The following is a 22,592-nucleotide window of genomic DNA, read 5'->3' as shown; positions in this document are numbered from 1 at the left end:
CCCCCGTTCCGGTCGTGCCCCAGCGGCTTTCGCCGAACCTACGTGCACGGTCGGCTCATTGTGAACCGTGTCCATGCCCGTTCGGGCGCCGGGAGGACTCAACCGTGCACAGGTGCGTCCGGATGGCCCGGTTTCGCCCCGTGCAGGGCGGGCTGGTCCAAGTCGCCGAGCGCCAGATGGGCCAGCACGACCTCGTAGAGGTCACTGCCCCCGGCGAGCAGCTGCCGTTCGAGTACGGGCTCGGCGCTGCGTACGTGCTCACGCACCGTCTGGGCGTGGACGCCGAGGCGTTGCGCGGCTCGCTCGGCGTTGCCGCCGGCCGCGATCCAGGTGCGCAGGGTGCGGCGCAGGTTCCGGGTGTCGCTGTCCAGGCGGCGCAGGAGCTCGCCGGCCCAGGTGTGCAGGGCGGGCCCGGCCAGCAGGTCGGCCAGCCGGGTGTCCGCGCCGCTCTGGCCGTCGGGCTGCTGGTCGAGGCCGGCCTGGGTGTTCAGGGCCAGGTGGACGGCGGCCCGGACGGTGAGGTCGGACAGGTCGGTGCCGAGCAGGCCCTCGACGCGTTCCATCCGGGCGCGGACGGTGTTGCGGCTGACACCGAGCACCGCGGCCGCGTTGACGGCGGTGAACTCCAGGCCGAGGCGGGTGGTGGCGAGGAGTTCGGCGCGGGTGTGGTGCGCCAGCGCGTCAAGGGGACGCAGGACCCGGGCCGCCCAGTCGCGGAGCGCGGCCGGGTCCATGAGGCGTTCGGGGTGCGTGCGTTCGGCGTACACCGCCGCCTTGTCCGGGCGGAAGTGCGCGACGGCGAGGGCGCTGACGGCCTGGCCGTACGCGGTGGCGGTCCGGGCGAGGCTCTGCCGGGCGCTGCCGCCGAGGAAGGTGCCGGGGCGGCCGCCGACCAGCGCGCGCAGTTCCGCGGCGGCGGCCTCGCCGGGCGTCACGACGATCACATGCGAGTCGACGGCCGGGCAGCGCACGACGAGGGCCTGCTCCGACGTGGCGGCGAGGCACTCCTCGGCGAGCCGGTCGCGGTCGTCGGGGCGGCTCTCGGCGACGTAGACGCAGGCCGTGTCCGTGTCGAGGAGGCCGGGCCACAGTCCGGCGGCGACCCGGCGGGCGGAGACGGTGTCCTCGACCATGAGCAGTTGCAGGATCGCCAGCCGCAGATCCGACGTGGCGCGGCGCAGGCGCTGTCCGGCCGCGGCGCTCTCACGGGCGCGCAGCAGGAGTTCCAGCACGCCGGCGGTGTGGGTGACGATGTCGGCGGTGCGCCGGTCGAAGGGGGCTGGGCGGGAGACGGCGAGGACGCCCGCCGTCGCGGCGTGCGGGAGTTCGACCCTGACCAGCCTCAGGTGGCGTCCGTTGTCCTGGAGTGCGGCGGAGGCGATCCGGCCGGTGGTGATGTCGGCGACCAGGGCCTCGTCGAGGGGCGTGCGGGTCCCGGCGAGGCGGGTGCCGGCGTCGTCCTGGAGGGCCACGTCGGCGTGTGCGGCGGCGGCGAGCCAGGCGACGACCTTGCGGATGTCGCGCCCGGACGGCCGCAGATGGTCGAGCAACTCCTGAGCCCACGTCGCGTCCACGCCGTCGGCTCCGTCCGCGCGACGGCCCTCGCCCTCTCGGCCGGCCACGTCGTCTCCCTCCCTCCTTCGCCGCACTCCGCGCCCGGGTCGGGCACGTCGGTCGGGGACGTTACCCCAAGGGGAGCCGGGGTGCGCTGCGACTTTCGCGGGGTGGACCGGGCGGCGGGGGCGGGAAACGGGCAGGTGGCCGCTCCCGTGTCCGTGCCGGGCGGCCGGTGAGCGGCGGACGCACCGGCGGCGCGACTGCCGCCCAGGACATCCAGCGCCACCACCGGGAACATCGTGATCGTCTTCGCGCAGGTCATCGTAGGCCGGCGCAACCGCCCGCCCCGTCGGCTCGGCCACCCCCGCTCCCCCGGCATAAGCTCGACAGATGGCGAAGTACTACGACGTGCACCCCGACAACCCCCAGCCGCGCACCATCGCCCAGATCGCCGACAGTGTCCGGTCGGGGGCGCTCATCGCATACCCCACCGACTCCTGCTACGCGCTCGGCTGCCGACTGGGCAGCAAGGACGGCATCGACCGGATCCGGTCCATCCGCCGGCTGGACGACCGGCACCACTTCACCCTCGTGTGCCAGGACTTCGCGCAGCTCGGTCAGTTCGTACGGGTCGACAACGACGTGTTCCGCGCGGTCAAGGCGTCCACGCCCGGCAGTTACACGTTCATCCTGCCGGCGACGAAGGAGGTGCCGCGCATGCTCCAGCACCCCAAGAAGAAGACGGTCGGCGTGCGCATCCCCGACCACGTCGTCACCCAGGCGCTGCTCACCGAGCTCGGTGAGCCCCTGCTGTCCAGCACGCTGCTCATGCCCGACGAGGAGGAGCCGATGACGCAGGGCTGGGAGATCAAGGACCGGCTCGACCACGTCCTGGACGGAGTGGTCGACTCCGGGGACTGCGGGACGGAACCGACGACGGTGATCGACTTCTCCGGCGGTGAGGCCGAGATCGTACGGCGCGGGGCGGGTGACACCACGCGGTTCGAGTAGCCCGGGCCGGCGGCACGCGGGACGGACAACGGGACTCTTACCCGCGCGTGTCACGATGGCCGTTGTCGGGCCCGTCGAGCCGACGGGCCCCTCGTCGTCGACCGCACAGAGAGGCAGCCCAGCCATGACAGCCGTACAGGGAACGGACGTTGACATCCCCACCGAGGACGGCACCGCCGACGCCTATCTGACCCACCCGGGCGACGGCGGCCCGCGTCCGGCGGTCCTGTTCTACATGGACGCCCTCGGGCTGCGGCCGCAGCTGAAGTCGATGGCCGACCGGCTGGCGGAGGCGGGGTACACCGTCCTGGTGCCGAACGTCTTCCACCGTCACGGGCGCGCCCCGGTCGTGGAGCTGCCCGAGTTCATCGACGACGAGTCCCGCGGCGGGCTGTTCCAGCAGATCATCCCGATGGTGCAGGCCCTGACGCCCGAGCTCGCGATGCGCGACGCCGGCGCGTATCTGCGCTGGCTGGCGGAGCGCCCCGAGGTGGCGGACGGCCCGGTCGCGGTGACCGGCTACTGCTTCGGCGCGCGGCTGTCCCTGCTCACCGCCGGGACGTATCCGGAGCGGGTCGCGGCGGCGGCCGGTTTCCACGGCGCCCAGCTGGCGACGGACGCGCCGGCCAGTCCGCACCTGGTGGCCGACCGGGTCACCGCGGAACTGTACTTCGGCCACGCCGACCAGGACCCGTCCATGCCGCCCGAGCAGATTCAGCGCCTTGAGGCCGCGCTGACGGCGGCCGGGGTACGGCACCGCTGCGAGGTCTACCCGGACGCGCCGCACGGTTTCACGCAGGCCGACACCGCGGCGTACCACGCGGAGGGCGACAAGCGGCACTGGGCGGCCCTGCTGGACCTCCTGCACCGCACGCTCTGACCGGCCCCTTCCGACGACCGCCCGTCCGCCGGCCGCCTCACCGCTCCTCGGCGGCATCGGCGGACGGTACGTCGGGGGCCGCGACGGGGCGCTCCCGCTGCGCGGGCCGTACGGGACCGGGCCGCCGGTATCTGGAACCACGTCCGGCTGCGCTCCACCGGCCCGGACAGCAGACGCGTCACCGTCACCGCCGCCTTCGACGGCGTACGGCTCGCCCAGTCGGTCGGCGAACCGCATCTGCACCGGCGTCGGCGCACACGCATTGACATGCACGCGCCCCAGCGCAACGCTGAGAGCGCTCTCGGAAACAGGTACGGACCAACTCCCCCCACACCCGTACGGAGGTGGAGAGTGCTCGCCAGGCTCAAACACCGGCTCCTCACGGCCGCCGCGGCCGCCACCCTGCTCGGCGCCCTGCTCACGTTCGGCTCGTCACCGCCCGCCGACGCCGCGGTGCCCGCCACCATCCCCCTGAAGATCACCAACAGCTCCGGTCGAGGCGATCCGGTCTACGTCTACACGCTCGGCACCTCGCTGACGACAGGTCAGCAGGGCTGGGCGGACGCCAATGGCACCTTCCACGCCTGGCCCGCCGGCGGCAACCCGCCGACCCCGGCGCCGGACGCGTCGATCCCCGGTCCGGCCGCCGGACAGTCCAAGACGATCCGGATCCCCAAGCTCTCCGGCCGGATCTACTTCTCGTACGGCCAGAAGCTCGACTTCCGCCTCACCACGGGCGGTCTGGTGCAGCCGGCCGTGCAGAACCCGAGCGACCCGAACCGCACCATCCTCTTCAACTGGTCCGAGTTCACCCTCAACGACTCCGGTCTGTGGCTCAACAGCACGCAGGTCGACATGTTCTCGGCGCCGTACGCGGTCGGGGTGCAGCGCGCCGACGGCAGTGTGAGCAGCACCGGGCGGCTCAAGTCGGGCGGCTACAACGGCGTGTTCAACGCACTGCGGGCCCAGTCGGGCGGCTGGGGCGGGCTGATCCAGACGCGGCCGGACGGCACCGTGCTGCGGGCGTTGTCACCGCTGTACGGACTGGAGACGGGGGCCCTTCCGGCGTCGGTCGTGCACGACTACATCGACCGGGTCTGGCAGAAGTACGCCACGACGACGCTCACCGTCACGCCGTTCGCCGACCGGCCGGACACGAAGTACTACGGGCGCGTCTCCGGCGGCGTCATGAACTTCACCAACAGCTCCGGCGCGGTCGTCACCAGCTTCCACAAGCCCGACGCGAGCAGCGTCTTCGGCTGCCACCGGCTGCTCGACGCCCCCAACGACCAGGTGCGCGGCCCGATCTCCCGCACCCTGTGCGCGGGTTTCAACCGCTCGACGCTGCTCACCAACCCGAACCAGCCGGACACGTCGTCGGCCAACTTCTACAAGGACGCGGTGACCAACCACTACGCCCGGATCATCCATGACCGGATGGCCGACGGGAAGGCGTACGCGTTCGCCTTCGACGACGTCGGCCACCACGAGTCCCTCGTCCACGACGGCAGTCCGCAGCAGGCGTATCTGACGCTGGATCCGTTCAACTGACGCTTCAGCCGAGGCGAGCCCGTGGCGTCACCGGCGTCCGGGCTCGGTGCCGGTGATCGGCTCCGACGGCTTGCCGTCCACGCCGACCGGGACGTCCCCGGCGAGCATCACCCAGTGCATGATCCGGGGGTGGCCGAGGTGGGCGTTGTCGCTGGGGGCCAGGTGGATGGTGGCGCGGTTGTCCCAGAAGGCCACGCTGCCGGGCTCCCTGCGGAAGCGGACCGTGTACTGTCGCCGGGGCCGGGCCGGTGGCCGACGCCGAGCCGGTGCTCGGCCCGCAGTCCGGCCACGAACTCCCGTACCGGCGCGGACAGTCCGGCGTACGCCGCCGCCGGATTCGACCAGGTGGTGTCGCCGCCGTACGGCGGGACGGTCTCCGCGCGCAGGACGGTCGCGGCCGGCGGGTCGACACGGTCGCCGTGGTCGCAGTGCCGGCCGCCCAGCAGGGTGTGCCGCCGGCGCCGCAACCACTCCTCGTGCTCCATGCCGAACCGCCCGCCCAGCTCCAGCCGGTCTGCCGTCGTCTCGACCTCCGGGAAGTCGGCCGGCGAGGCACTCCCCCGCCGCGCCGGCACCACCGGCTCACCGAACCGCCGTGCGAACGCCCCATGCGCGGCTGTGGTCCAGCCGCTGCCCCGGAAGAACACCACCTTCCAGCGCAGCACCGCCTCCCGAATCGCGGCCACCTGGGCGTCGTCCCAGCTCACCGGCCAGGTCGACACCCGTGACCTCGGCTCCGATGTACCCGGCGACGGGTTCCACCCCGACACCCGCGGACCGCTCCCCGGCGAGGGCCCTGTCCGTCGTCACGCGCGCTCCGATGGTCGTCCCGGTCGCTCCGCCAACTGCTCCATGAAAGATCGTGACAGCGATCCGCCGCTGTGGCGACACGGCGGGACGGAACCACCGACGTGACGGCCTCTCAGAGCGCGAACTCCCGGATCACCGTGTTCCGGAACACCGCCCGCCCGCCGATCGTGAACAGCGCGATCCGGTCGTCGATGAGATACGGGAAGACCTCCGACGAGTGCACGTACCGGCCGTCGTCCACGAACATCTCCACCGACGTCCGGTCGACCAGGATCCGCAGCCGCACGCGGCGCGCGGACGGGTCGTACGGGCTCTTGCTCTCCTGCCACCGGCCCGAGGCGTCCGGGTTCACGGTGGTCCGGCGGTTGAGGAAGGCGTAATCGCCGTAGACACCGGCGTCGATGTGGCGGACCCCGTCCGGGGACCGGCGCAGCTGGAGGCCGGCACCGGTGAGCGCCTCCCAGGTGATCTCGCAGCTGACCTCGTAGGACAGGCCCTGGTAGTCGAGGACGCGGGTCCCGTGCACTTCCAGGTCACCGAGCTTCACCGTCCGGGAGACGTAGGAGTCCAGGGCGGTGACGGGCCGTGAGGCGAGGTAGTACGCGCCCGACGTGGCCCGCTTCAGCGTGACCTCGCGGACGATCGAGTCGGTGCCGTTGAAGCCGTCGCTGTCGATGGTGGGCGTGGTGTTGGGATAGTCCCAGTTGTTCAGCCAGCCGATCGCGTACCGCGTCTTCTCGTCGAGCCGTCCGCTCCTGTCCCGCTTCTCGAAGGTCACCGCCCCGTACCAGTCCCAGCCGTGGTCCAGCCACTGCGGCTCGGCCGCGTCCGGCGTGAAGGTGGTGCCGTCGAAGGCGCCGGTCCAGTACGCGTACGTGTTGGGCAGCCCGGAGCCCTTGCCGTTGGCGCTCACACCGAGCACCCACTTCACGGTCCCGTCACCGGCCGTGATGCGGAACAGGTCGGGGCACTCCAGCACCCCGATGCCGTCCTTGACGAAACCGCCCGCGTACGTCCAGGACTTGAGGTCGGCGGAGTGGTAGAAGCCGACCTTGTTGTTCTCGGCGAGCGCCATCACCCACCGGCCGCGTTCCTCGTCGCGGATCACCTTGGGGTCGCGGAAGTCGCGCACACCGGGGTTGGGCAGGACCGGGTCGGTGCCGTGGTGGGTGAAGGTGCGGCCGCCGTCGGTGGAGTAGTACAGGTACTGGGCCTGGGTGTTGGCGCCTTCCACGGGCTCCATGGTGGCCAGCACGACGACCGCGCCCCTGCCGAATCCGGCCGTGCCGTCCGTGTCGACCACCGCGCAGCCCGACCAGACGTCCCCGTTGGGCGTGGTGTCCTTGGGTACAGCGATCCCCCGGTCCCGGAAGCGGACCAGGTCGGTGCTGGTGGCCAGGCGCCAGGCGGTGCCCGCGGTGGTGCCGCCGGTGAAGTAGTCCGGGTTGTACAGGTAGTAGTAGTGGTACTCGCCGTCGATCCAGACCGGGCGCTGCGGGTCGTTCTTCCACTGGTCGGGGACCGTGAAGTGGTACGCCGCCCGGTACCGGGCGCAGGCCGCGGCCCGCGCGGCGGCGGGCGGCGCGGGCAGCAGCGCGGCCGTCGCCCCCACGGCCGTACCGGCGAACAGCGCCCTTCTGGACATTCCACGCATCACACATCGTTCCTCTCGCGAGAACGGCGGCTCATGTGGACCAGGACTGTAGACCTAACTCGTTAAAGGTCAAGGCGTCGCGTCTCTTGACAGGGGCGTCGGGCGGTTTCCATCATCTGGGCATCCACCCCTGATCTAACACGAGTTAGGCCCATCGATGACCGACTCGCACGTCACCCGCCGCGCGCTGTTGCGGTACGGCGCCTACGGCGCGGGAGCCGCCGCGCTGGCCGGTACCGCCGCGAGCTGGGACCGGCTCACCGGAGCCGACATCCCCGGCCGCGACGACGGCTCCCTCGTCGTCGCCACGCTCGGCCCCGCCTACGGCCCCGCCGCCATCCGCACCCTCACCGAGGGCTTTCAGCGGCTGCACCCCGACATCAAGGTCCGGATCAACGCGGTGCAGGCCGTCGACTGGTCGGACTTCTTCGCGAAGATCCTCACCCAGATCGCGGCGGGCACCGCCCCCGACCTCGTCTATGTGGCCACCGAGGGCGTGCAGTTGTTCGCGCGGCGGCTCGGCGTGCCGCTGGACCGGTGGGTCAAGCGGGACGCGGCCGAACTGCGCGAGTACTTCGCCGACGTCCATCCCGCGCTGGTCGAGTCGATGATGTACGAGGGGAGCCTGTACCAGCTGCCGGTCGAGTTCAACGCGGCCGACATGTACCTCAACAACCAGGTGCTCGACCGGGCTGGGGCGGGCTTCCCGGCGGCCGACTGGACCCGCGACGACTTCACCGCACTGCTGCGGGACATGAAGAAGTCGAGCGGCTCCCGGTTCACGCCGTACTTCTGGACCAACCGGCTGTGGGGCGGTGTGGTGCCCTGGCTGTTCGCCAACGACACCAACCTGCTCGCCGAGTCCAAGGCGCCCGGCGGCTCCTGGCTGTGGGACACCTTCTACCCGGCCGCCCAGCGCGCCGGACGCGGCGGCGGCTTCCGGTGGACCACCCCGCAGGCCGACCAGCCCCGCGTGGAGGAGGCGTACGACTATCTCGCCGCCCTCATCCAGGAGGGCCTGTGCACCCGCCCCGAGGGCGGCAACGGGCAGAACCTCATCGGCGTGTTCTCCACCGGCCGGGTCGGCGTCACCCCGGCGGGCGGCTTCTGGGCGGGCGGCCTGCATCTGGCGGGCATGCGGCCCGGCTCGTTCGACGTGCAGTTCTTCCCGCGCTGGCGCACCCAGCGCATGCAGTTCGGCGCGGCGGGCTACGCACTGCTGCGCACGTCCAGGAGACAGGACAAGGCCTGGGAGTTCATCAAGTACGCCGCCCGCCGGGACACCCTGACGAGGCTGTTCGAGACCAACCAGACGACCCCGGCCCGCCGCTCGATGCTCAACCCCGCCCGCTACGCCGAGACCGGTCCGGCGCACTGGCAGGTCTTCTACGACACCCTCGACCGGTTCCCCGACACCGCGCCGATCCCGGCGCCGCCGCAGGTCGCCGAGGTCGAGCAGGTGCTGCTCAAGCACACCGGCACCGCGCTGTCCTCGCCGCGCTCGGTGCGCCCCGCGCTGCGCCGGATGCAGGGCGACCTGGAGCAGGCCATGGAGCGTGACGTATGACGAACACCCGGATACCCGCCGTACGACCGCGCCCCGCGCCGTCGCCCGCGCCCGCTGGGCGGCCCGCCACCCGCGACCGCGGCACCCGGCTGCTGGCCGCCCTGTTCCTGGCCCCGACCGTCGTCGGCATCGTCGTGTTCACGGTCGTGCCGATCATCGGGTCGGTGGTGCTGAGCCTGTTCCACTGGAACGTGATCGACTCCCCGCGTTTCGCCGGAGCCGCCAACTACCGCGAGCTGGTGGGCGATTCGACCGTCCTGGTGTCCTTCCGCAACACGCTGGTCTTCATGGTGCTCGCGGTCGCGCTGCAACTGCTCGTCGCCCTGGTGCTGGCGCTCGCGGTGAACGGGCGGATGCCGGTGTGGCTGCGGTCGGTGTTCCGCTCGGCGTTCTTCTTCCCACTGGTGCTGTCCGCCGCGTCCATCTCGGTGGTGATGAAGTACCTGTTCAACCAGGACTTCGGGGTCGTGAACTGGCTGATCGGCCTGGTCGGCATCGCCCCGGTGCCCTGGCTGACCTCGGAGAACGGGGCCATGGCCACGGTGATCCTGGTCTACGTCTGGCAGCAGTTCGGCTTCTCGTTCCTGCTGTTCGTCGGCGGGCTGAACAACGTCCCCAAGGAGATCCACGAGGCCGCCGCCCTCGACGGCGCCACCGGCCTGCGCAAGCACCTCCACATCACGCTGCCGCTGCTCTCCCCCACGCTGCTCGTCGCGTCGGTGGTCGGCATCATCAACGCACTCCAGGTGTTCGAGCAGCCGTACGTCCTCACCGACGGCGGCCCCGGCGACTCCACCCGCACGGTCGTGATGGTCATCTACGAGACCGCCTTCGAGCAGCTCCGCTTCGGCACCGCCTCCGCGGTGGGCGTACTGCTGTTCGTGCTGATCATGGCGGTCACCGCCCTCCAGTTCCGGCTCAGCCGGCGTTTCGTCCACTACCAGTGAGCCGGGAAGTCCCATGAGCCAAGCAACCCTCACCCCCAGCCGCCTGCGGTACTCCCTGGGACCGTGGGCGCGGATCAGCGCGCTGGCCGTCTGCGCGCTGCTGACCCTCGGCCCGGTCATCTGGACGGTCTCCACCTCGCTGCGCACCCCCGCCGAGTCCTTCGAGCTGCCGCCCAGGATCATCCCGACGAACCCGACCGCCGAGGCGTACCGCGGAGTCTTCGACCAGCTCGACGTATGGCTGCTCGCGCTGAACTCCACGCTGGTGACCGCGCTGATCGCGGTCGGCCAGATGATCACCGCGGGCCTGGCCGGGTACGCCTTCGCGCGCCTGGAGTTCCGGTTCAAGAAGCCGCTGTTCGCGCTGGTCCTGGCGACCATGATGGTGCCGTTGCAGGTCACCATCGTGCCGGTGTTCCTGGTGCTGAAGTCGATGAGCCTCACCGACACGCTGCTCGGCCTGATCATCCCGGCGTTCCCGACCGCGTTCGGCACCTTCCTGATGCGCCAGTACTTCCTCGGCATGCCCAAGGACCTGGGCGAGGCCGCGATGCTGGACGGGGCCGGGCCGTGGCGGATCTTCCGGTCGGTGTACGCCCCGCTGGCCGCGCCCGGGCTCGCGATCGTCGGCGTCCTGGCCTTCAACTACCACTGGAACGAGTTCTTCCGCCCGCTGATCCTGGAGACCTCCGGCCAGAACTACACGCTGCCGCTGGGCCTGGTCTCGCTTCAGGGCAACCTCGGCACCGGCTCCATCTCCGTGGTCCTCGCCGGTGTCGTGCTGTCCATGATCCCCGCCGTCGCCGTGTTCGTCGTCGGCCAGCGCCCTCTCCGCGAGGGCATCACCTCCGCAGGAGTCAACCGTTGAGCCTCGCCGCTCCCGTCCAGGACCCCGACGCCCCCCGCTTCCGGGTCCGCCCGCCCGCCAACTGGATCAACGACCCCAACGGCCCGTTCCGTTGGCGGGGCCGCTACCACCTCTTCTACCAGCACAACCCCGACGCGCCCGTGCACGCCGACATCCACTGGGGCCATGTCTCCAGCCCCGACCTCGTCCACTGGGAGCACCATCCGATCGCGCTCACGCCGACGCCGGGCGGCCCGGACGAGGCGGGGTGCTGGTCCGGCTGCGTGGTCGACGACGACGGCGTGCCGACCGCCGTGTACACCGGCGTCGACCGCCACCACACGGGCCTCGGGAGCATCTGCCTGGCCAGGGCCGCGGACCCCGGCCTGATCGGGTGGCAGCCGCTGCCCACGCCGGTGGTGGCCGGTCCGCCCGCCGGTGAGGACGTGACGATGTTCCGCGACCCGTTCGTCTTCCGGCACGCGGGCCGGCGCTGGGCGCTGGTGGGCGCGGCGCATGCCGACGGTACGCCGTCGGTGCTGCTGTACGACTGCCAGGACCTGGCCGACTGGCGGTTCGCCGGGGTCCTCGTGAACGGCGACGACCCGGTGGCGGCGGACGCGTTCGGTGACAGGGCGGTCGGCTGGGAGTGCCCGCAGCTGTGTGTGACGCCCGGTGGGGAGTGGATGCTGGTGGTGTCGCTGTGGGACGGGGATCCCTGTTCCACGGGGTATCTGACGGGTCGCCTGGTGTCCGTCGACGACGACGGCCTGGCGTTCGAGGCCCGCGTCGGCGGCCGGCTCGACCACGGCCGCGACTTCTACGCTCCCGCCCTGCTCCAGGAGGCGGACCGCATCCTGATGTGGGGCTGGTCCTGGGAGGCACGCGACCCGCGCCCGGCCGGCTGGGCCGGTGTCCTCACCGCACCGAGGGTCGTCGACGTCCGCCCCGACGGCACCCTGCGCGTCGTACCCGCCCCGGAACTCGAACTGCTCCGCGCCGCCGAGCCGTTCGTCACCGCACCCGGCCGGACGCGGCTGCCGGAGGCGTACGACCTGCTGGTCACGGCGGCACACGGGCTGACGACCGTGAGCCTGTCCGGGGAGCGGCTGACGATCGGTCTGGACCCGGACGGTCGTACGGCCACCGTGCGCTACGAGGACTCCGATCCGGTCGTCGTGCCGTTGCCGCACGGCGAGGAACCGACCGTCCGCGTCCTCGTCGACGGCTCGTTGTACGAGGTGTTCGTCGGGGACCGGGCCACGGTGACCCAGCGTGTCTACCGGCGTCCGGGGGACGCTGCGGAGCTGGTCGTGACGGGCGCCGGGGCGGTCGTCACCGGGTGGGAGCTGGTCCCACCGAGGCGCGGCTGACGACCGGGCAGGCCAGGCGCCTCGTGGTCGCCGGAGGGGTGCGGCCGGTGTCGATGGCGTCCAGGAGCAGCCGGGCCGCGGCCTCGCCCATCGCGCGATGCGGCAGGGCCACCGAGGTGAGCGGCGGGGCGAGGAACGCCGCCATGTGCTCCTGGTCGTCGTAGCCGACCACCGACAGGTCGCCGGGTACGGCGATGCCGAGCCGGGTCGCGGCGTGCAGGACGCCCGCCGCGACCCGGTCGTTGTAGCAGAAGATCCCGGTGGGGCGGCGGTCCGGGGCGACGCCCTCCAGCAGCCGCAGGGCGCCCTCGTACCCACCGGAGATCTCGCCCCCTGCGCGCACCACCCACTCCTTGGGCACGGTGACCCCCTCGGCGCGCAGCGCGTCCCGGAAGCCGCGCAGCCGTTCGGCCGACGCGATGTCGTCCATGCCGCCGATGTGCGCGACCCGGCGGTGCCCCTGGTCGAGGAGCAACCGGGCCGCCGTACGGCCGCCCGCGCGCTCGGCGGGGATGACGGCGGGCAGGGAGTCGTCGTCGGGCAGGCAGTTGGCGAGGACGGAGTGGGTGCGGTGCAGGCCCTCGGGGACGCGGACGCGCCGCAGCGACATGGCCGCGTAGATGATGCCGTCGACACGCCGGTCGAGGAGTTCGGCGACGGCCGCGTCCTCCTTCGCCGGGTCGCCGCCGGAGTCGACGGTCAGGACGAGGTGCTCCTGGTCCCAGGCGGTCTCCATGGCACCGCGCAGCAGCCGGCCCGCGAACGGCGAGGAGGCGATCTCGTCCGTGACCAGGCCGATGACGGCGGTACGGCGGCGGCGCAGGCCGCGGGCGACGGGGTCGGGCCGGTAGCCGAGCTGCGCGGCGGCCTGGCGGATGCGTTCCTGGGTGGCGGGCGAGAGGTTGCCCTCGGCACGTCCGTTGAAGACGAAGGAGACGGCGGTGTGCGACACACCGGCGAGCCGGGCGACGTCCCGTGACGTGGGGCGTCCCGTCGTGCGCTGCTCCTCGGCCCTGGCCATGACGTCCGCTGCCCTCTTCCCCCGCCGGTCCGGTTGATCACTCCTCAGCCTATCCGCGGCGGCGAGCGCGGCCCGGCCCGCCCATACTGTCGCTACGGCACAGTCGAGCGGAAGGGTGGACCGTGAGCGGCATTCCGGCGCACACGCTCAACGACGGCACGATGCTCCCCGCCATCGGCCTGGGCACCTGGCCGCTGGACGACGCGCACGCGGAGCGGGCGGTGGTCGCCGCCCTGGATCTGGGCTATCGACTGATCGACACGGCGGCGAACTACCGCAACGAGACGGGCGTGGGCCGCGCGATCGCGCGCAGCGGTGTACCGCGCGAGGAGATCGTGGTGACGACGAAGCTCCCCGGCCGGCACCACGGCTACGAGGAGACCCTCGCCTCCTTCGAGGAGTCCCGGCGCCGACTGGGGCTGGAGGGGGTGGACCTGTATCTGATCCACTGGCCGCTCCCCCGCGTCGGCAAGTACGTCGACTCCTGGCGGGCCATGATCAAACTCCGCGAGGAGGGCCTGGTGCGGTCGATCGGGGTGTCCAACTTCACGGTCGAGCACATCGAGCGGCTGGCGCATGAGACGGGCGTGCTGCCCGCCGTGAACCAGATCGAGCTGCACCCGTACCTTCCGCAGGAGGAGCTGCGGGCCTTCCACGCCGAGAAGAACATCGTCACCGAGAGCTGGACGCCGCTCGGCCGTGGCACGGGGCTGCTCCAGGACCCGGTCGTCGTCACCGTCGCCGAGGCTCATGGGGTGACGCCCGCTCAGGTCGTACTGCGCTGGCACACCCAGCTGGGCGCACTGCCCATTCCCAAGTCGGCGGACTCCGAGCGGCAGCGGCAGAACCTCGACCTCTTCGGGTTCACGCTGGCCCCCGCCCAGATGCAGGCCATCGCCGACCGCGTCCCCCAGCGCACCGGCGGTGACCCCGAGGTGCACGAGGAGTTCTGACCCCGGCGGCCCTGGGTACCCGGTGCGCCGGGCGCACGGAAGGAGTCGCAGGGTGGGTGACGACGACCGGCTGCGGACCTACCGCGGCAAACGCGATTTCGGGCGGACCGGCGAACCCGAGGGACGTGCGGGCACCTCGGGCGACCAACCCCGGTTCGTGGTGCAGATCCATGACGCGAGCACCCTGCACTTCGACTTCCGGTTGCAGGTCGACGACGTACTGAAGTCCTGGTCGGTGCCGAAGGGGCCGTCCGCCGACCCGAAGGACAAGCGGCTCGCCGTGCCGACGGAGGACCATCCGCTGGAGTACGAGGACTTCGAGGGCGTCATCCCGGCGGGCGAGTACGGCGGCGGCACGGTGATCGTCTGGGACCGCGGCACGTACGAGCCGCTGAGCCACGACCGCAGGGGGCGGCCGGTCGACTTCGGGGAGTCGCTTCGGCGCGGGCACGCCACGTTCCGGCTCAGCGGGTCGAAGCTGCACGGCGAGTACGCGCTCACCCGGTTCCGTGGTGGTCAGGGCGAGGCGGAGGCGTGGCTGCTGGTGAAGGCCGGGCACCGGATGGCGGGCCGGGGCACGCCGGATCCGCGACGGGCCCGCTCGGTGCGCAGCGGCCGTACGCTCGCACAGGTGGCGGCGGGCGGCCCGGACTGACCGCGCCGGCGGCCGTCAGCGCAGGTGGCGGTCGAAGAAGTCCATGGTGGTGTCCATGGAGGCCCGCCACCGGGCGTAGAACGTGTGCCCCTCCCCCGGCTGCTTCACCAGCCGGACGTCCTTGCCCGCCGCCTCGAACGCGGCCGTGGTCTGCTCGGACCACTTCAGCGGGCAGGTGTCGTCGGCGGTGCCGTGCTGGATGAGGAGCGGCTCGGTCACCCGGTCGACGTAGGTGATCGGTGAGGCTTCCCGCCAGAAGGCGGGGTTCTCCTCGGGGGTGCCGTGCTCGGCCTCGATCTCGGCGACGATCGGGTCGCGTTCGGGGCGCTGGAACTGGCAGGCCGATCCGGTCGCCGTCGATCTCCGGGCGGCCGGAGGCGCGCAGCGCCTTGACGGCGGCGATGACGTCCTCGGTGTAGCCGAGGCGGAGGTTGACGTCGTTGTCGGGGTCGTCGTCGGAGCCGGCGTGGTTGCGGTAGTCGGTGTGCAGGACGACGTAGCCGCTCCGGGCGAGCAGGTCCTGCTCGCGGGCCAGTCCGCGGCCGGTGGTGTAGACGGCGGGGTCGATGGTGTCGCCGTCGCCGTTCGTGCAGCCGACGGCGGCCGCCCGTACCAGACAGACGGTGACGCAGGCCGTGCCTCGCAGCCGCATGGGGGCAGTATCGCGGACGCGGCCGGCGTCAGTCAGCGGCTTCCGGGCCCCGGTGTGCGCGCAGGGCGGCCAGGGCCCGGTCGGCGTGGGTGTTCATGCGCAGTTCGCTGCGGACGACCTCCAGGACCGTGCGGTCCTGGGCGATGACGAAGGTGACCCGCTTGGTGGGGGCCATCTGGAAGCCCCGCTTCACCCCGAACCGTTCGCGGATCGCGCCGTCGGCGTCGGACAGCAGCGGCATGCCGAGCGTGTGCCGTCCGACGAACTCCGCCTGCCGCTCGACCGGGTCACCGCTGATGCCGACGGGCCGTGCCCCGACCGCGGCGAACTCCGCGGCCAGATCACGGAAGTGGCAGGCCTCGGCGGTGCAGCCGGGGGTGAGGGCGGCGGGGTAGAAGAACAGCACGACCGGTCCGTCGGCGAGCAGTTCGGACAGCCGGCGGGGGGTTCCCGTCTCGTCCGGCAGTTCGAAGTCCTCGATCTTGTCGCCGACGAGCGGCTGGGACGGGGGCACGGTTCCTCCTCGGGTCGCCTGCTCGCGCGATCCTACTCGGCGGTACATCGGGGGCGGCGCCCGGTGTCTTCAGGAGGTGCCCGCCGGGGCGGTGGCCCGCTGTTCGGAGTCGTCGTCGATGGCCATCGCGAGGAAGTCGTCGACCATACGGTGGAACAGCGTCGCGAGCTGACCCAGCTCCTCGGGCGACCAGTCGGCCAGGGCCGGCTGCATGCCGCGCGCCCCGACGTCGCGGATCCGCTCGATGGCCTTGCGCCCGGCCTCGGTGAGCTCGATGCGCTGGGCGCGCCGGTCGTCGGGGTCGGGGACGCGGGTGACGTACCCGGCGCGCTGCAACTGCTGCACCGTACGCGTGACGTGGGAGACCTCCACGCCGAAGCGGTGGGCGAGCTCCCCCGGACGCAGCGGCTCGCGGTCAGGGGGACAGGGTGCGGCCGCCGAACCATGACACGGGCCGCCACCGCCGGTCTTTCCCGGTGGAGATCGCCCACCATGGGACCAGGCCCCCGACCGGGGATTTCGACCATCCGACGATCACCGTAAGAGGTCACCACCCGACTGCCGCCGTACACCACCTGCCAGGCAAGGGAAGAACGCACCTCATGACCATCCGCGTGCTGCTCGCCGACGACCAGGCCCTGCTACGGGCCGTCTTCCGGATCCTGATCGACTCCTGCGACGACATGGAGGTGGCGGGCGAGGCCCCCGACGGCGCCAAGGCGATCGAGCTCGCCCGGGCCCACCGGCCCGACCTCGTCCTGATGGACATCCGCCTGCCCGGCGGCGACGGACTGGCCGCGACGTCCGCCATCTGCGCGGACCCGGAACTGTCCGCGACGCGCGTGCTGGTCCTCGCCGCGTCCGAGATCGACGAGGACGTCGCCGAAGCGTTGCGGGCAGGGGCGAGCGGGTTTCTCGGCAAGGAGGCCACCGCCGACGTGTTGCTCGACGGCATCCGGACGGTGGCGGCCGGTGAAGCCCTGCTCTCCCCGCTCGCCACCCGTGCCCTGATCACGCGCTTCCTGGTCACGCCCGCCGAGGGCGCCCGGCTCGCGGCGCCCGAGGACCTCGCCGCCCTGACGGCGCAGGAGCGCGAGGTGATGGGCCGGGTGGCCGAGGGTCACTCCAACGAGGAGATCGCGGAAAAGCTCGCCGTCAGCCCGCCGGACGTCCGGGCCCATGTGCACCGGGCGATGACGAAGCTGGGCGCGCGGGACCGGGCCCAACTGGCCGTCATCGCCTACCAGTCCGGACTGGTACGGGCCGTGCCGCCGCCGTCCGGGGTGCTGTGACCCCACCCTCCGTGGCCGCCGCCGTCCGGGGCGCTGTGGCCCCACCCTCCGTTCAGGGGAAACCTGCGGGCGGGGCGCGTGGCGCCGCCCCGGCCCGTCGACATCTCAAGCCGTGACCCTGCCGCTGATCGCCCCCATGCTCGCCACGCCCGGCACCCTGCCGCCCGCCTCCCAGGACGCGCGGTGGGCGTACGAGACCAAGCAGGACGGCCAGCGCGCGGTGGTGTATCTCCCCGGCGACGGCAGCGTGGTGCTGCGCGCCAGGTCCGGTGAGGAGATCACCGCCGCCTACCCCGAACTGCGCCCCCTCGGCGGCGCCCTCGGCAGCACGCCCGCCGTACTGGACGGCGAGGTGCTGGCCCTGGACGAACAGGGGCGCGCCGACTTCCAGTTGCTCCAGTCGCGGATGGGCCTCGCGCACGCCCCGGTGCGGGCGGCGCGCCGGGCGGCGGAGGTTCCGGTGCACCTGGTGCTGTTCGACGTGATGCATCTGGCGGGGCGCTCCCTGATCGGGCAGTCCTACGCCCGCCGGCGCGCCCGGCTGGAGGAGCTGGGCCTCGCCGGGCCGTTCTGGTCCACGCCGGGCGCGCTGGTGGGCCATGGCGCCCAGGCCCTGCAGGGCACCCTCGACCACGGTCTGGAGGGCCTGGTCTGCAAGCGGCTGGACTCGGTGTACGAGCCGGGTGTGCGCTCGCGCGCCTGGATCAAGATCCGCAACATGCGCGGCGAGGACGTGGTGGTGGGCGGCTGGCAGCCCGGCAAGGGCCGGCTGACCGGCCTGCCCGGCGCCGTGCTGGTCGGCCAGCGCGACGCGGCCGGACGGCTGCGCTACGTCGGCAGCGTCGGCACCGGCTGGAGCGAGGCCGAACGCACGGACCTCGCGGCGCTGCTGCGGGAGCACGCGAGTGACGTCTGCCCCTTCGATCCGGTGCCGCCGGCGCCGGGCGCGCGCTGGGTGCTGCCCCGGCTGGTCGGCGAGGTCCGCTACAGCACCCGTACCAGGGCCGGACTGCTGCGCCAGCCGTCCTGGCTGCGGCTGCGGCCCGACCTCACGCCCGAGGAGTCCACGGCCGACCTGCCGGACCACCTCGCCTGACGAGTGATCAGCAGGCAATTATTGGGCTGCCCTTCACCAACGGGACGCCTGTGACCTCTTGGCTCCGACGGGGATCCCCGGGATGCTGAACTGCCCTTTCCCCCACAGCCGTTGGGCTGCGCCCGGACCAGGAGGAGGACGCAGTGTCGTCGCAGAAGTCCGCCCCGCACCGCAGGAGATGGCTCACCGTCGTCGGTGGAGCCGTCGCCCTCGTCGTCGCCTTCCCCGCCACCGCCTTCGCCGCCCCGCCGCCGGCGCTGCCCGCCAACGCCGACAGCCTGGAGCGGACGTACCAGCCGGCCTTCGACTACGACACGGACGGCTGCTACTCGACGCCCGCCATCAGCGCCGACGGCACCGTCAACGGCGGCCTCAAGCCGACCGGGGCGCTCAACGGCAACTGCCGGGACGCCTCGGACCTGGACAACACCAACAGCTACTCGCGCTACAAGTGCAACAACGGCTGGTGCGCCTTCATGTACGGCCTGTACTTCGAGAAGGACCAGGCCCTGCCGGGCAGCAGCCTCGGCGGGCACCGCCACGACTGGGAGCACGTCGTGGTGTGGGTGCAGAACAACCAGGTCCAGTACGTCTCGACGTCGAACCACGGCTCGTTCACGGTGCACAACGCCTCGGCGATCCGCTTCGACGGCACGCACGCGAAGATCGTGTACCACAAGGACGGCATCAGCACGCACTGCTTCCGTGCGGCGAACTCGAACGACGAGCCGCCGGAGAACCACAAGGGGACCTGGCAGTACCCGCCGCTGGTCGGCTGGAACGGCTACCCGGCGGGCGTGCGGGACAAGCTGACGTCGTACAACTTCGGCAGCGCCAACTTCGGCCTGAAGGACGGCAGCTTCAACTCCCACCTGGCCTCGGCGAAGCCTTCGGGCATCGCGTTCGACCCCAACGCCTGACCGGCGCTCTCGGGAGCAACGGGGGCCGGCGACGGTCTATCGTGTCCGCATGCCGGTCCCCGAACTGATCCGCATCGTCTCCCGTGACTCCCCCATGGCGCTCGCCCAAGTGGCCCGGGTGCAGGCCGAGCTGGCCGCACGGTATCCCGAGGTGAGAACCGAGGTCGTGCCGGTGAAGACCACCGGCGACAAGTGGCTCGGCGATCTCGCCAAGGTCGAAGGCAAGGGCGCGTTCACCAAGGAGGTCGACGCCGCGCTGCTGGCCGGTGCGGCCGATCTCGCGGTGCACTGCGTCAAGGACGTGCCCGCCGACCGGCCGCTCCCGGCGGGCACGGTGTTCGCGGCGTTCCTGGAGCGGGACGACATCCGCGACGCCCTGGTCCACCCGGGCGGGCTCACCCTGGACCAGCTTCCGGCCGGGACCCGGATCGGCACCTCGTCGGTGCGCCGGGTCGCCCAGCTGGCCGCCACCCACCCGCATCTGGAGTGCGTGCCGTTCCGCGGGAACGCCAACCGCCGGCTGGCGAAGCTCGCCGCCGGTGAGGCGGACGCGCTGCTGCTGGCCGTCTCCGGCCTGGAGCGCATCGGCCGCCGGGACGTGATCAGCGACGTTCTCTCCCCCGAGGTGATGATGCCGCCCATCGGCGCGGGCATCCTCGCCCTGCAGTGCCGTGAGGGCGACACCGACCTCATCGACGCCGTCAGCGCGCTCGGCGACCCGGACACGCACCGGGAGGCGACGGCGGAGCGGATGTTCCTGCATGTGCTGCAGGGCCACTGCAACAGCCCGATCGCCGGGTTCGCGCGGGTCGACCACGGCGAACTGTCCCTGCGGGCTTGCGTGTTCACCCCGGACGGCAAGACCCGTCTCAACGCCCACGAGTGGGCGGGCCGCCTCGGTCCGGCCACCCTGGGCACGTCGGTCGCCGTGGCGCTGCTACGGCAGGGCGCCCGCGAGATCATCGACGGCATCCCGCACTGACCCCCCGGGTCAGGCGGTGCCCTCCTCGGCCTGGTCGCGCAGGAAGTTGCTCACCTGGTGGGCCAGGCTCTCCCGGCCGGCTCCGGTGGGGGCGCAGGAGGGGCCCTCGTGCAGTCCGATGCCGCCCGCCCACAGGCGGCGGTCACTCCAGTCGTCGTCCACCCGCAACTGGATCTGGACGTCCACCTGCCCCAGGGCGGCCTCGGGTCCGGCCGCGTACAGCACGGCGGTGGCCCGGCGCAGCGGGTAGACGTCGTAGCCCTCGACGAACTGCGAGTTGCGCCAGTCCAGGAACGCGCTCTCCCCGTCGGGGCCGATCCGCACGTCGATCTGGCCGTCCTCCAGGTGGATGCCGAAGCGCCGGTCACCGCGGTTCTCGACGGTCACCCGCAGCCGGAAGTACGTCAGCCCCTCGGCGGCGTCGTCGCGTCCGCGCGGGGGCTCGGCCCGCTCCAGACGGTGGACGCGAACGCGCAGACCGGCATGCTCGTCGTACTCCTGCCAGTCCCCGATCACGTTCGGCTCGTACACGCTCCACCTCTCGACCTCTCGAAGGTGCTTCCTATCCGTGGCCCGAGCGCAGTGTCAAATGAGCGGAATGGGCCGTGGCCAGGGATTTCCCCGACTTGATCGGTGATCAAGCCGTGCGCAGGGAGAATCCACGCCGACGCCTTCACGGGCGTGCCGCACATCACGTCCGGGCCGCGATCAGCGAGCCGGCCGGCCCAGCAGTGAGGAGGCGGCGGCGATGCCGAGCAGCCGCAGCGGGTTCCAGGTCAGCGCCACGCCCAGCACGGCGGCGATGACGATCACGACCACGGCCTGGATCAACGCCTTCACTCCGGACGCGAACGCCTGGGTCTCGGCGCGCACCCTGCGCCGGATCAGCCGCTGGACTCCGACGAGCGCGTCGGCCAGCTCGCCAAATGGCCCAAGGGAGGGTCAGGCCCGCCGGAGGATGGCACGGTGGACCTGAAGAGTGTTTCGTACCTATTTGTTCAGGGAATCCCCATTTAAGTGCTTCGGACAGGAGGCACGTCCGTGGGTCGGGGCATTCCGGGCCCGCCTGACTCCTCCGAGTGGTCCGGGCGCGCCGCCCACGGTGTCTGTCCAACCGGCACCTGCTGAGGGAGGCGCGCCTCATGCGTACCGCCAGCAGAACGAAGCAACACCCCCACGACGACGCTCCTGACACGGCCGCGGATTTCGAACGCCTCCGGCAGCTCCCCGACGGCCCGGAACGCAAGGCCCTGCGTGATGAGCTGGTGCGGGTCTGGCTGCCCATGGCGGAGCGGATCGCCGTGCGGTTCCGGGGTCGCGGCGAGGCCCTGGAGGACCTCTACCAGGTGGCCGCCCTCGGCCTGGTCAAGGCCGTCGACCACTACGACCCGGCACGCGGCCGCGCCTTCGAGGCGTACGCCGTGCCGACGGTCACCGGCGAGATCAAGCGCCACTTCCGTGACCACATGTGGACGCTGCACGTCCCGCGCCGCGTCCAGGACCTGCGCAACCGGGTGCGGCGCGCCGCGAAGGAACTCGCGCAGACGACACCCGGCCGGCCCCCCACCGTCGCCGAGATCGCCGAGTACGCCGAGCTCAGCGAGAGCGAGGTGCGCACCGGGATGGAGGCCCTGGAGTGTTTCACCGCGCTGTCCCTGGAGGCGGAGATGCCGGGGACCGACGGTTACGCCCTCGCGGACGCGATCGGCGGGGTCGACCCGAGTTACGACGTGGTCGTCGACCGGGTGGCCGTGGCGCCCTGTCTCCAGGCCCTGCCAGAGCGCGAGCGGACCATCCTCTACCTGCGCTTCTTCCGGGGCATGACGCAGAGCTGCATCGCGCAGCAGCTCGGCATCTCGCAGATGCACGTCTCCCGGCTCCTCAGCGCCTGCTTCGCCCGGCTGCGCGAGGAACTGCTGGCCGGAGCGCCCCGCTGAGGGCACCCCGAGTCACTCCACAGGTGCACCGGGGATCTGCGTCGGACCGTACCGGTCGAGGGCGTCCTCCAGTTCGGCGCGGATCTCCGGGGGCATCTCCCCGTCGCGGCCCCAGATCAGAATCAGCTCCGCGATCGTGCGGAGCTTGATGTTCGTGTGCTGGGAGACCTCTTTCAGCACCGCCCACCCCTGGTCCGGCGTCACCCTGCCGAGCGCCACGACCATGCCGATGGCCTGGTCGACCACGGCATGCGACGTCATGGCCTCCTTGAGCTGGGCGACCTCGTCCTCCAACGCGCGGAGGCGGTCCGTGTCGCCCGCGGGCTCGTGCGGTACTCGTGCCACCCTTACATCCTCCCACCGCGACTGACGC

General features: G+C 72.0%; 21 protein-coding genes and 3 pseudogenes. 14 read left to right on the top strand and 10 right to left on the bottom strand.

Translation table 11 applies throughout. The annotated features are described in order from the left end of the window. Positions 1-98: 98 nt before the first annotated feature. A complete protein-coding gene (locus HJD23_RS41990) occupies positions 99-1,622 on the bottom strand; it encodes a helix-turn-helix domain-containing protein (protein WP_171108808.1) in 1,524 nt (507 codons plus the stop codon). Positions 1,623-1,947: 325 nt separating this feature from the next. Here HJD23_RS41990 and HJD23_RS41985 point away from each other — a divergent pair, with 325 nt between their 5' ends. The 3 genes from HJD23_RS41985 to HJD23_RS41975 all read left to right on the top strand — a co-directional run bounded on the left by HJD23_RS41985 (position 1,948) and on the right by HJD23_RS41975 (position 4,999). Continuing rightward, positions 1,948-2,568, top strand: coding sequence for an L-threonylcarbamoyladenylate synthase (locus HJD23_RS41985; protein ID WP_171108810.1), 621 nt, complete (start codon positions 1,948-1,950; stop codon positions 2,566-2,568). Positions 2,569-2,692: 124 nt separating this feature from the next. Beyond that, positions 2,693-3,448, top strand: a complete 756-nt coding sequence (locus HJD23_RS41980) for a dienelactone hydrolase family protein (RefSeq protein WP_171108812.1) — start codon at positions 2,693-2,695, stop codon at positions 3,446-3,448. A 351-nt stretch (positions 3,449-3,799) separates the two neighbouring features. Continuing rightward, a complete protein-coding gene (locus HJD23_RS41975; RefSeq protein WP_171108814.1) occupies positions 3,800-4,999 on the top strand; it encodes a glycoside hydrolase family 64 protein in 1,200 nt (399 codons plus the stop codon). 27 nt (positions 5,000-5,026) lie between these two features. Here HJD23_RS41975 and HJD23_RS41970 read toward each other — a convergent pair. Continuing rightward, positions 5,027-5,809, bottom strand: a pseudogene (locus HJD23_RS41970) (TauD/TfdA family dioxygenase). 112 nt (positions 5,810-5,921) lie between these two features. Next, positions 5,922-7,463: a glycoside hydrolase family 32 protein gene (locus HJD23_RS41965; RefSeq protein WP_171108816.1), complete on the bottom strand. Its 1,542-nt coding sequence runs from the start codon at positions 7,461-7,463 to the stop codon at positions 5,922-5,924. 157 nt (positions 7,464-7,620) lie between these two features. On the opposite strand from HJD23_RS41965, the gene HJD23_RS41960 reads away from it, so the two are divergent. Genes HJD23_RS41960 through HJD23_RS41945 form a run of 4 tightly spaced genes read left to right on the top strand, consistent with a single transcriptional unit; the run spans position 7,621 to position 12,197 of the window. Continuing rightward, positions 7,621-9,030: an extracellular solute-binding protein gene (locus HJD23_RS41960; protein WP_171108818.1), complete on the top strand. Its 1,410-nt coding sequence runs from the start codon at positions 7,621-7,623 to the stop codon at positions 9,028-9,030. Next, on the top strand, positions 9,027-9,977 hold the full coding sequence (locus HJD23_RS41955; RefSeq protein ID WP_171108820.1) for a sugar ABC transporter permease: 951 nt from the start codon (positions 9,027-9,029) through the stop codon (positions 9,975-9,977). Before HJD23_RS41960 ends, HJD23_RS41955 begins: the two co-directional genes overlap by 4 nt. A 13-nt stretch (positions 9,978-9,990) precedes the next feature. Continuing rightward, positions 9,991-10,845, top strand: coding sequence for a carbohydrate ABC transporter permease (locus HJD23_RS41950; protein WP_171108823.1), 855 nt, complete (start codon positions 9,991-9,993; stop codon positions 10,843-10,845). Beyond that, positions 10,842-12,197 (top strand): glycoside hydrolase family 32 protein, encoded by a 1,356-nt coding sequence (locus HJD23_RS41945; protein ID WP_171108825.1) that lies wholly within the window; start codon positions 10,842-10,844, stop codon positions 12,195-12,197. The genes HJD23_RS41950 and HJD23_RS41945 overlap by 4 nt, the downstream gene beginning before the upstream one ends. On the opposite strand, the gene HJD23_RS41940 is transcribed toward HJD23_RS41945, so the two are convergent. Further along, positions 12,160-13,218 carry a LacI family DNA-binding transcriptional regulator gene (locus HJD23_RS41940; RefSeq protein WP_171108827.1) on the bottom strand — a complete coding sequence of 353 codons (1,059 nt, stop codon included), beginning with the start codon at positions 13,216-13,218 and terminating at the stop codon, positions 12,160-12,162. The genes HJD23_RS41945 and HJD23_RS41940 overlap by 38 nt on opposite strands. A gap of 122 nt (positions 13,219-13,340) precedes the next feature. Between HJD23_RS41940 and HJD23_RS41935 the strand changes: the two genes are divergently transcribed. Next, the gene (locus HJD23_RS41935) at positions 13,341-14,171 is read left to right on the top strand and encodes an aldo/keto reductase (RefSeq protein WP_171108829.1); all 831 of its coding nucleotides are present in this window, start codon (positions 13,341-13,343) and stop codon (positions 14,169-14,171) included. A gap of 52 nt (positions 14,172-14,223) precedes the next feature. After that, positions 14,224-14,826 carry a DNA polymerase ligase N-terminal domain-containing protein gene (locus HJD23_RS41930; protein ID WP_171108831.1) on the top strand — a complete coding sequence of 201 codons (603 nt, stop codon included), beginning with the start codon at positions 14,224-14,226 and terminating at the stop codon, positions 14,824-14,826. A 15-nt stretch (positions 14,827-14,841) separates the two neighbouring features. Here HJD23_RS41930 and HJD23_RS44560 read toward each other — a convergent pair whose 3' ends face one another. The 3 genes and pseudogenes from HJD23_RS44560 to HJD23_RS41915 form a co-directional block, all read right to left on the bottom strand. After that, positions 14,842-15,063, bottom strand: coding sequence for a prolyl oligopeptidase family serine peptidase (locus tag HJD23_RS44560; protein WP_240981019.1), 222 nt, complete (start codon positions 15,061-15,063; stop codon positions 14,842-14,844). 443 nt (positions 15,064-15,506) lie between these two features. After that, positions 15,507-15,992 (bottom strand): peroxiredoxin, encoded by a 486-nt coding sequence (locus HJD23_RS41920; RefSeq protein WP_240980945.1) that lies wholly within the window; start codon positions 15,990-15,992, stop codon positions 15,507-15,509. Between the two features lie 69 nt (positions 15,993-16,061). After that, positions 16,062-16,403, bottom strand: a pseudogene (locus HJD23_RS41915) (MarR family transcriptional regulator); the annotation flags it as partial. Positions 16,404-16,594: 191 nt separating this feature from the next. Between HJD23_RS41915 and HJD23_RS41910 the strand changes: the two are divergent. From HJD23_RS41910 to hemC, 4 genes are all read left to right on the top strand, one after another. Further along, complete coding sequence (locus tag HJD23_RS41910; protein WP_171108834.1) at positions 16,595-17,284, top strand: response regulator transcription factor; 690 nt, start codon at positions 16,595-16,597, stop codon at positions 17,282-17,284. A 112-nt stretch (positions 17,285-17,396) separates the two neighbouring features. Beyond that, positions 17,397-18,380, top strand: a complete 984-nt coding sequence (locus HJD23_RS41905) for an ATP-dependent DNA ligase (protein ID WP_171108836.1) — start codon at positions 17,397-17,399, stop codon at positions 18,378-18,380. A 143-nt stretch (positions 18,381-18,523) separates the two neighbouring features. After that, positions 18,524-19,300, top strand: a complete 777-nt coding sequence (locus HJD23_RS41900) for an NPP1 family protein (RefSeq protein WP_171108838.1) — start codon at positions 18,524-18,526, stop codon at positions 19,298-19,300. A gap of 49 nt (positions 19,301-19,349) precedes the next feature. After that, entirely contained in the window at positions 19,350-20,282 is a 933-nt protein-coding gene (gene hemC, locus HJD23_RS41895) for a hydroxymethylbilane synthase (RefSeq protein ID WP_171108840.1), read from the top strand. A gap of 9 nt (positions 20,283-20,291) precedes the next feature. On the opposite strand, the gene HJD23_RS41890 is transcribed toward hemC, so the two are convergent. Beyond that, entirely contained in the window at positions 20,292-20,813 is a 522-nt protein-coding gene (locus tag HJD23_RS41890; RefSeq protein WP_171108842.1) for a hypothetical protein, read from the bottom strand. 207 nt (positions 20,814-21,020) lie between these two features. After that, positions 21,021-21,140: pseudogene (locus HJD23_RS41885) on the bottom strand (multidrug ABC transporter permease); the annotation flags it as partial. A 284-nt stretch (positions 21,141-21,424) separates the two neighbouring features. Here HJD23_RS41885 and HJD23_RS41880 point away from each other — a divergent pair. After that, positions 21,425-22,219 (top strand): SigB/SigF/SigG family RNA polymerase sigma factor, encoded by a 795-nt coding sequence (locus HJD23_RS41880; RefSeq protein ID WP_171108844.1) that lies wholly within the window; start codon positions 21,425-21,427, stop codon positions 22,217-22,219. A gap of 12 nt (positions 22,220-22,231) precedes the next feature. Here HJD23_RS41880 and HJD23_RS41875 read toward each other — a convergent pair whose 3' ends face one another. Next, positions 22,232-22,564, bottom strand: a complete 333-nt coding sequence (locus HJD23_RS41875) for an ANTAR domain-containing protein (protein WP_240980944.1) — start codon at positions 22,562-22,564, stop codon at positions 22,232-22,234. Positions 22,565-22,592 lie beyond the last annotated feature (28 nt).

The organism is Streptomyces sp. Z423-1, from assembly GCF_013009255.1.
Taxonomy (GTDB): Bacteria; Actinomycetota; Actinomycetes; order Streptomycetales; family Streptomycetaceae; genus Streptomyces; species Streptomyces gossypiisoli.
This window is presented reverse-complemented; position numbering and strand designations above follow the sequence as displayed.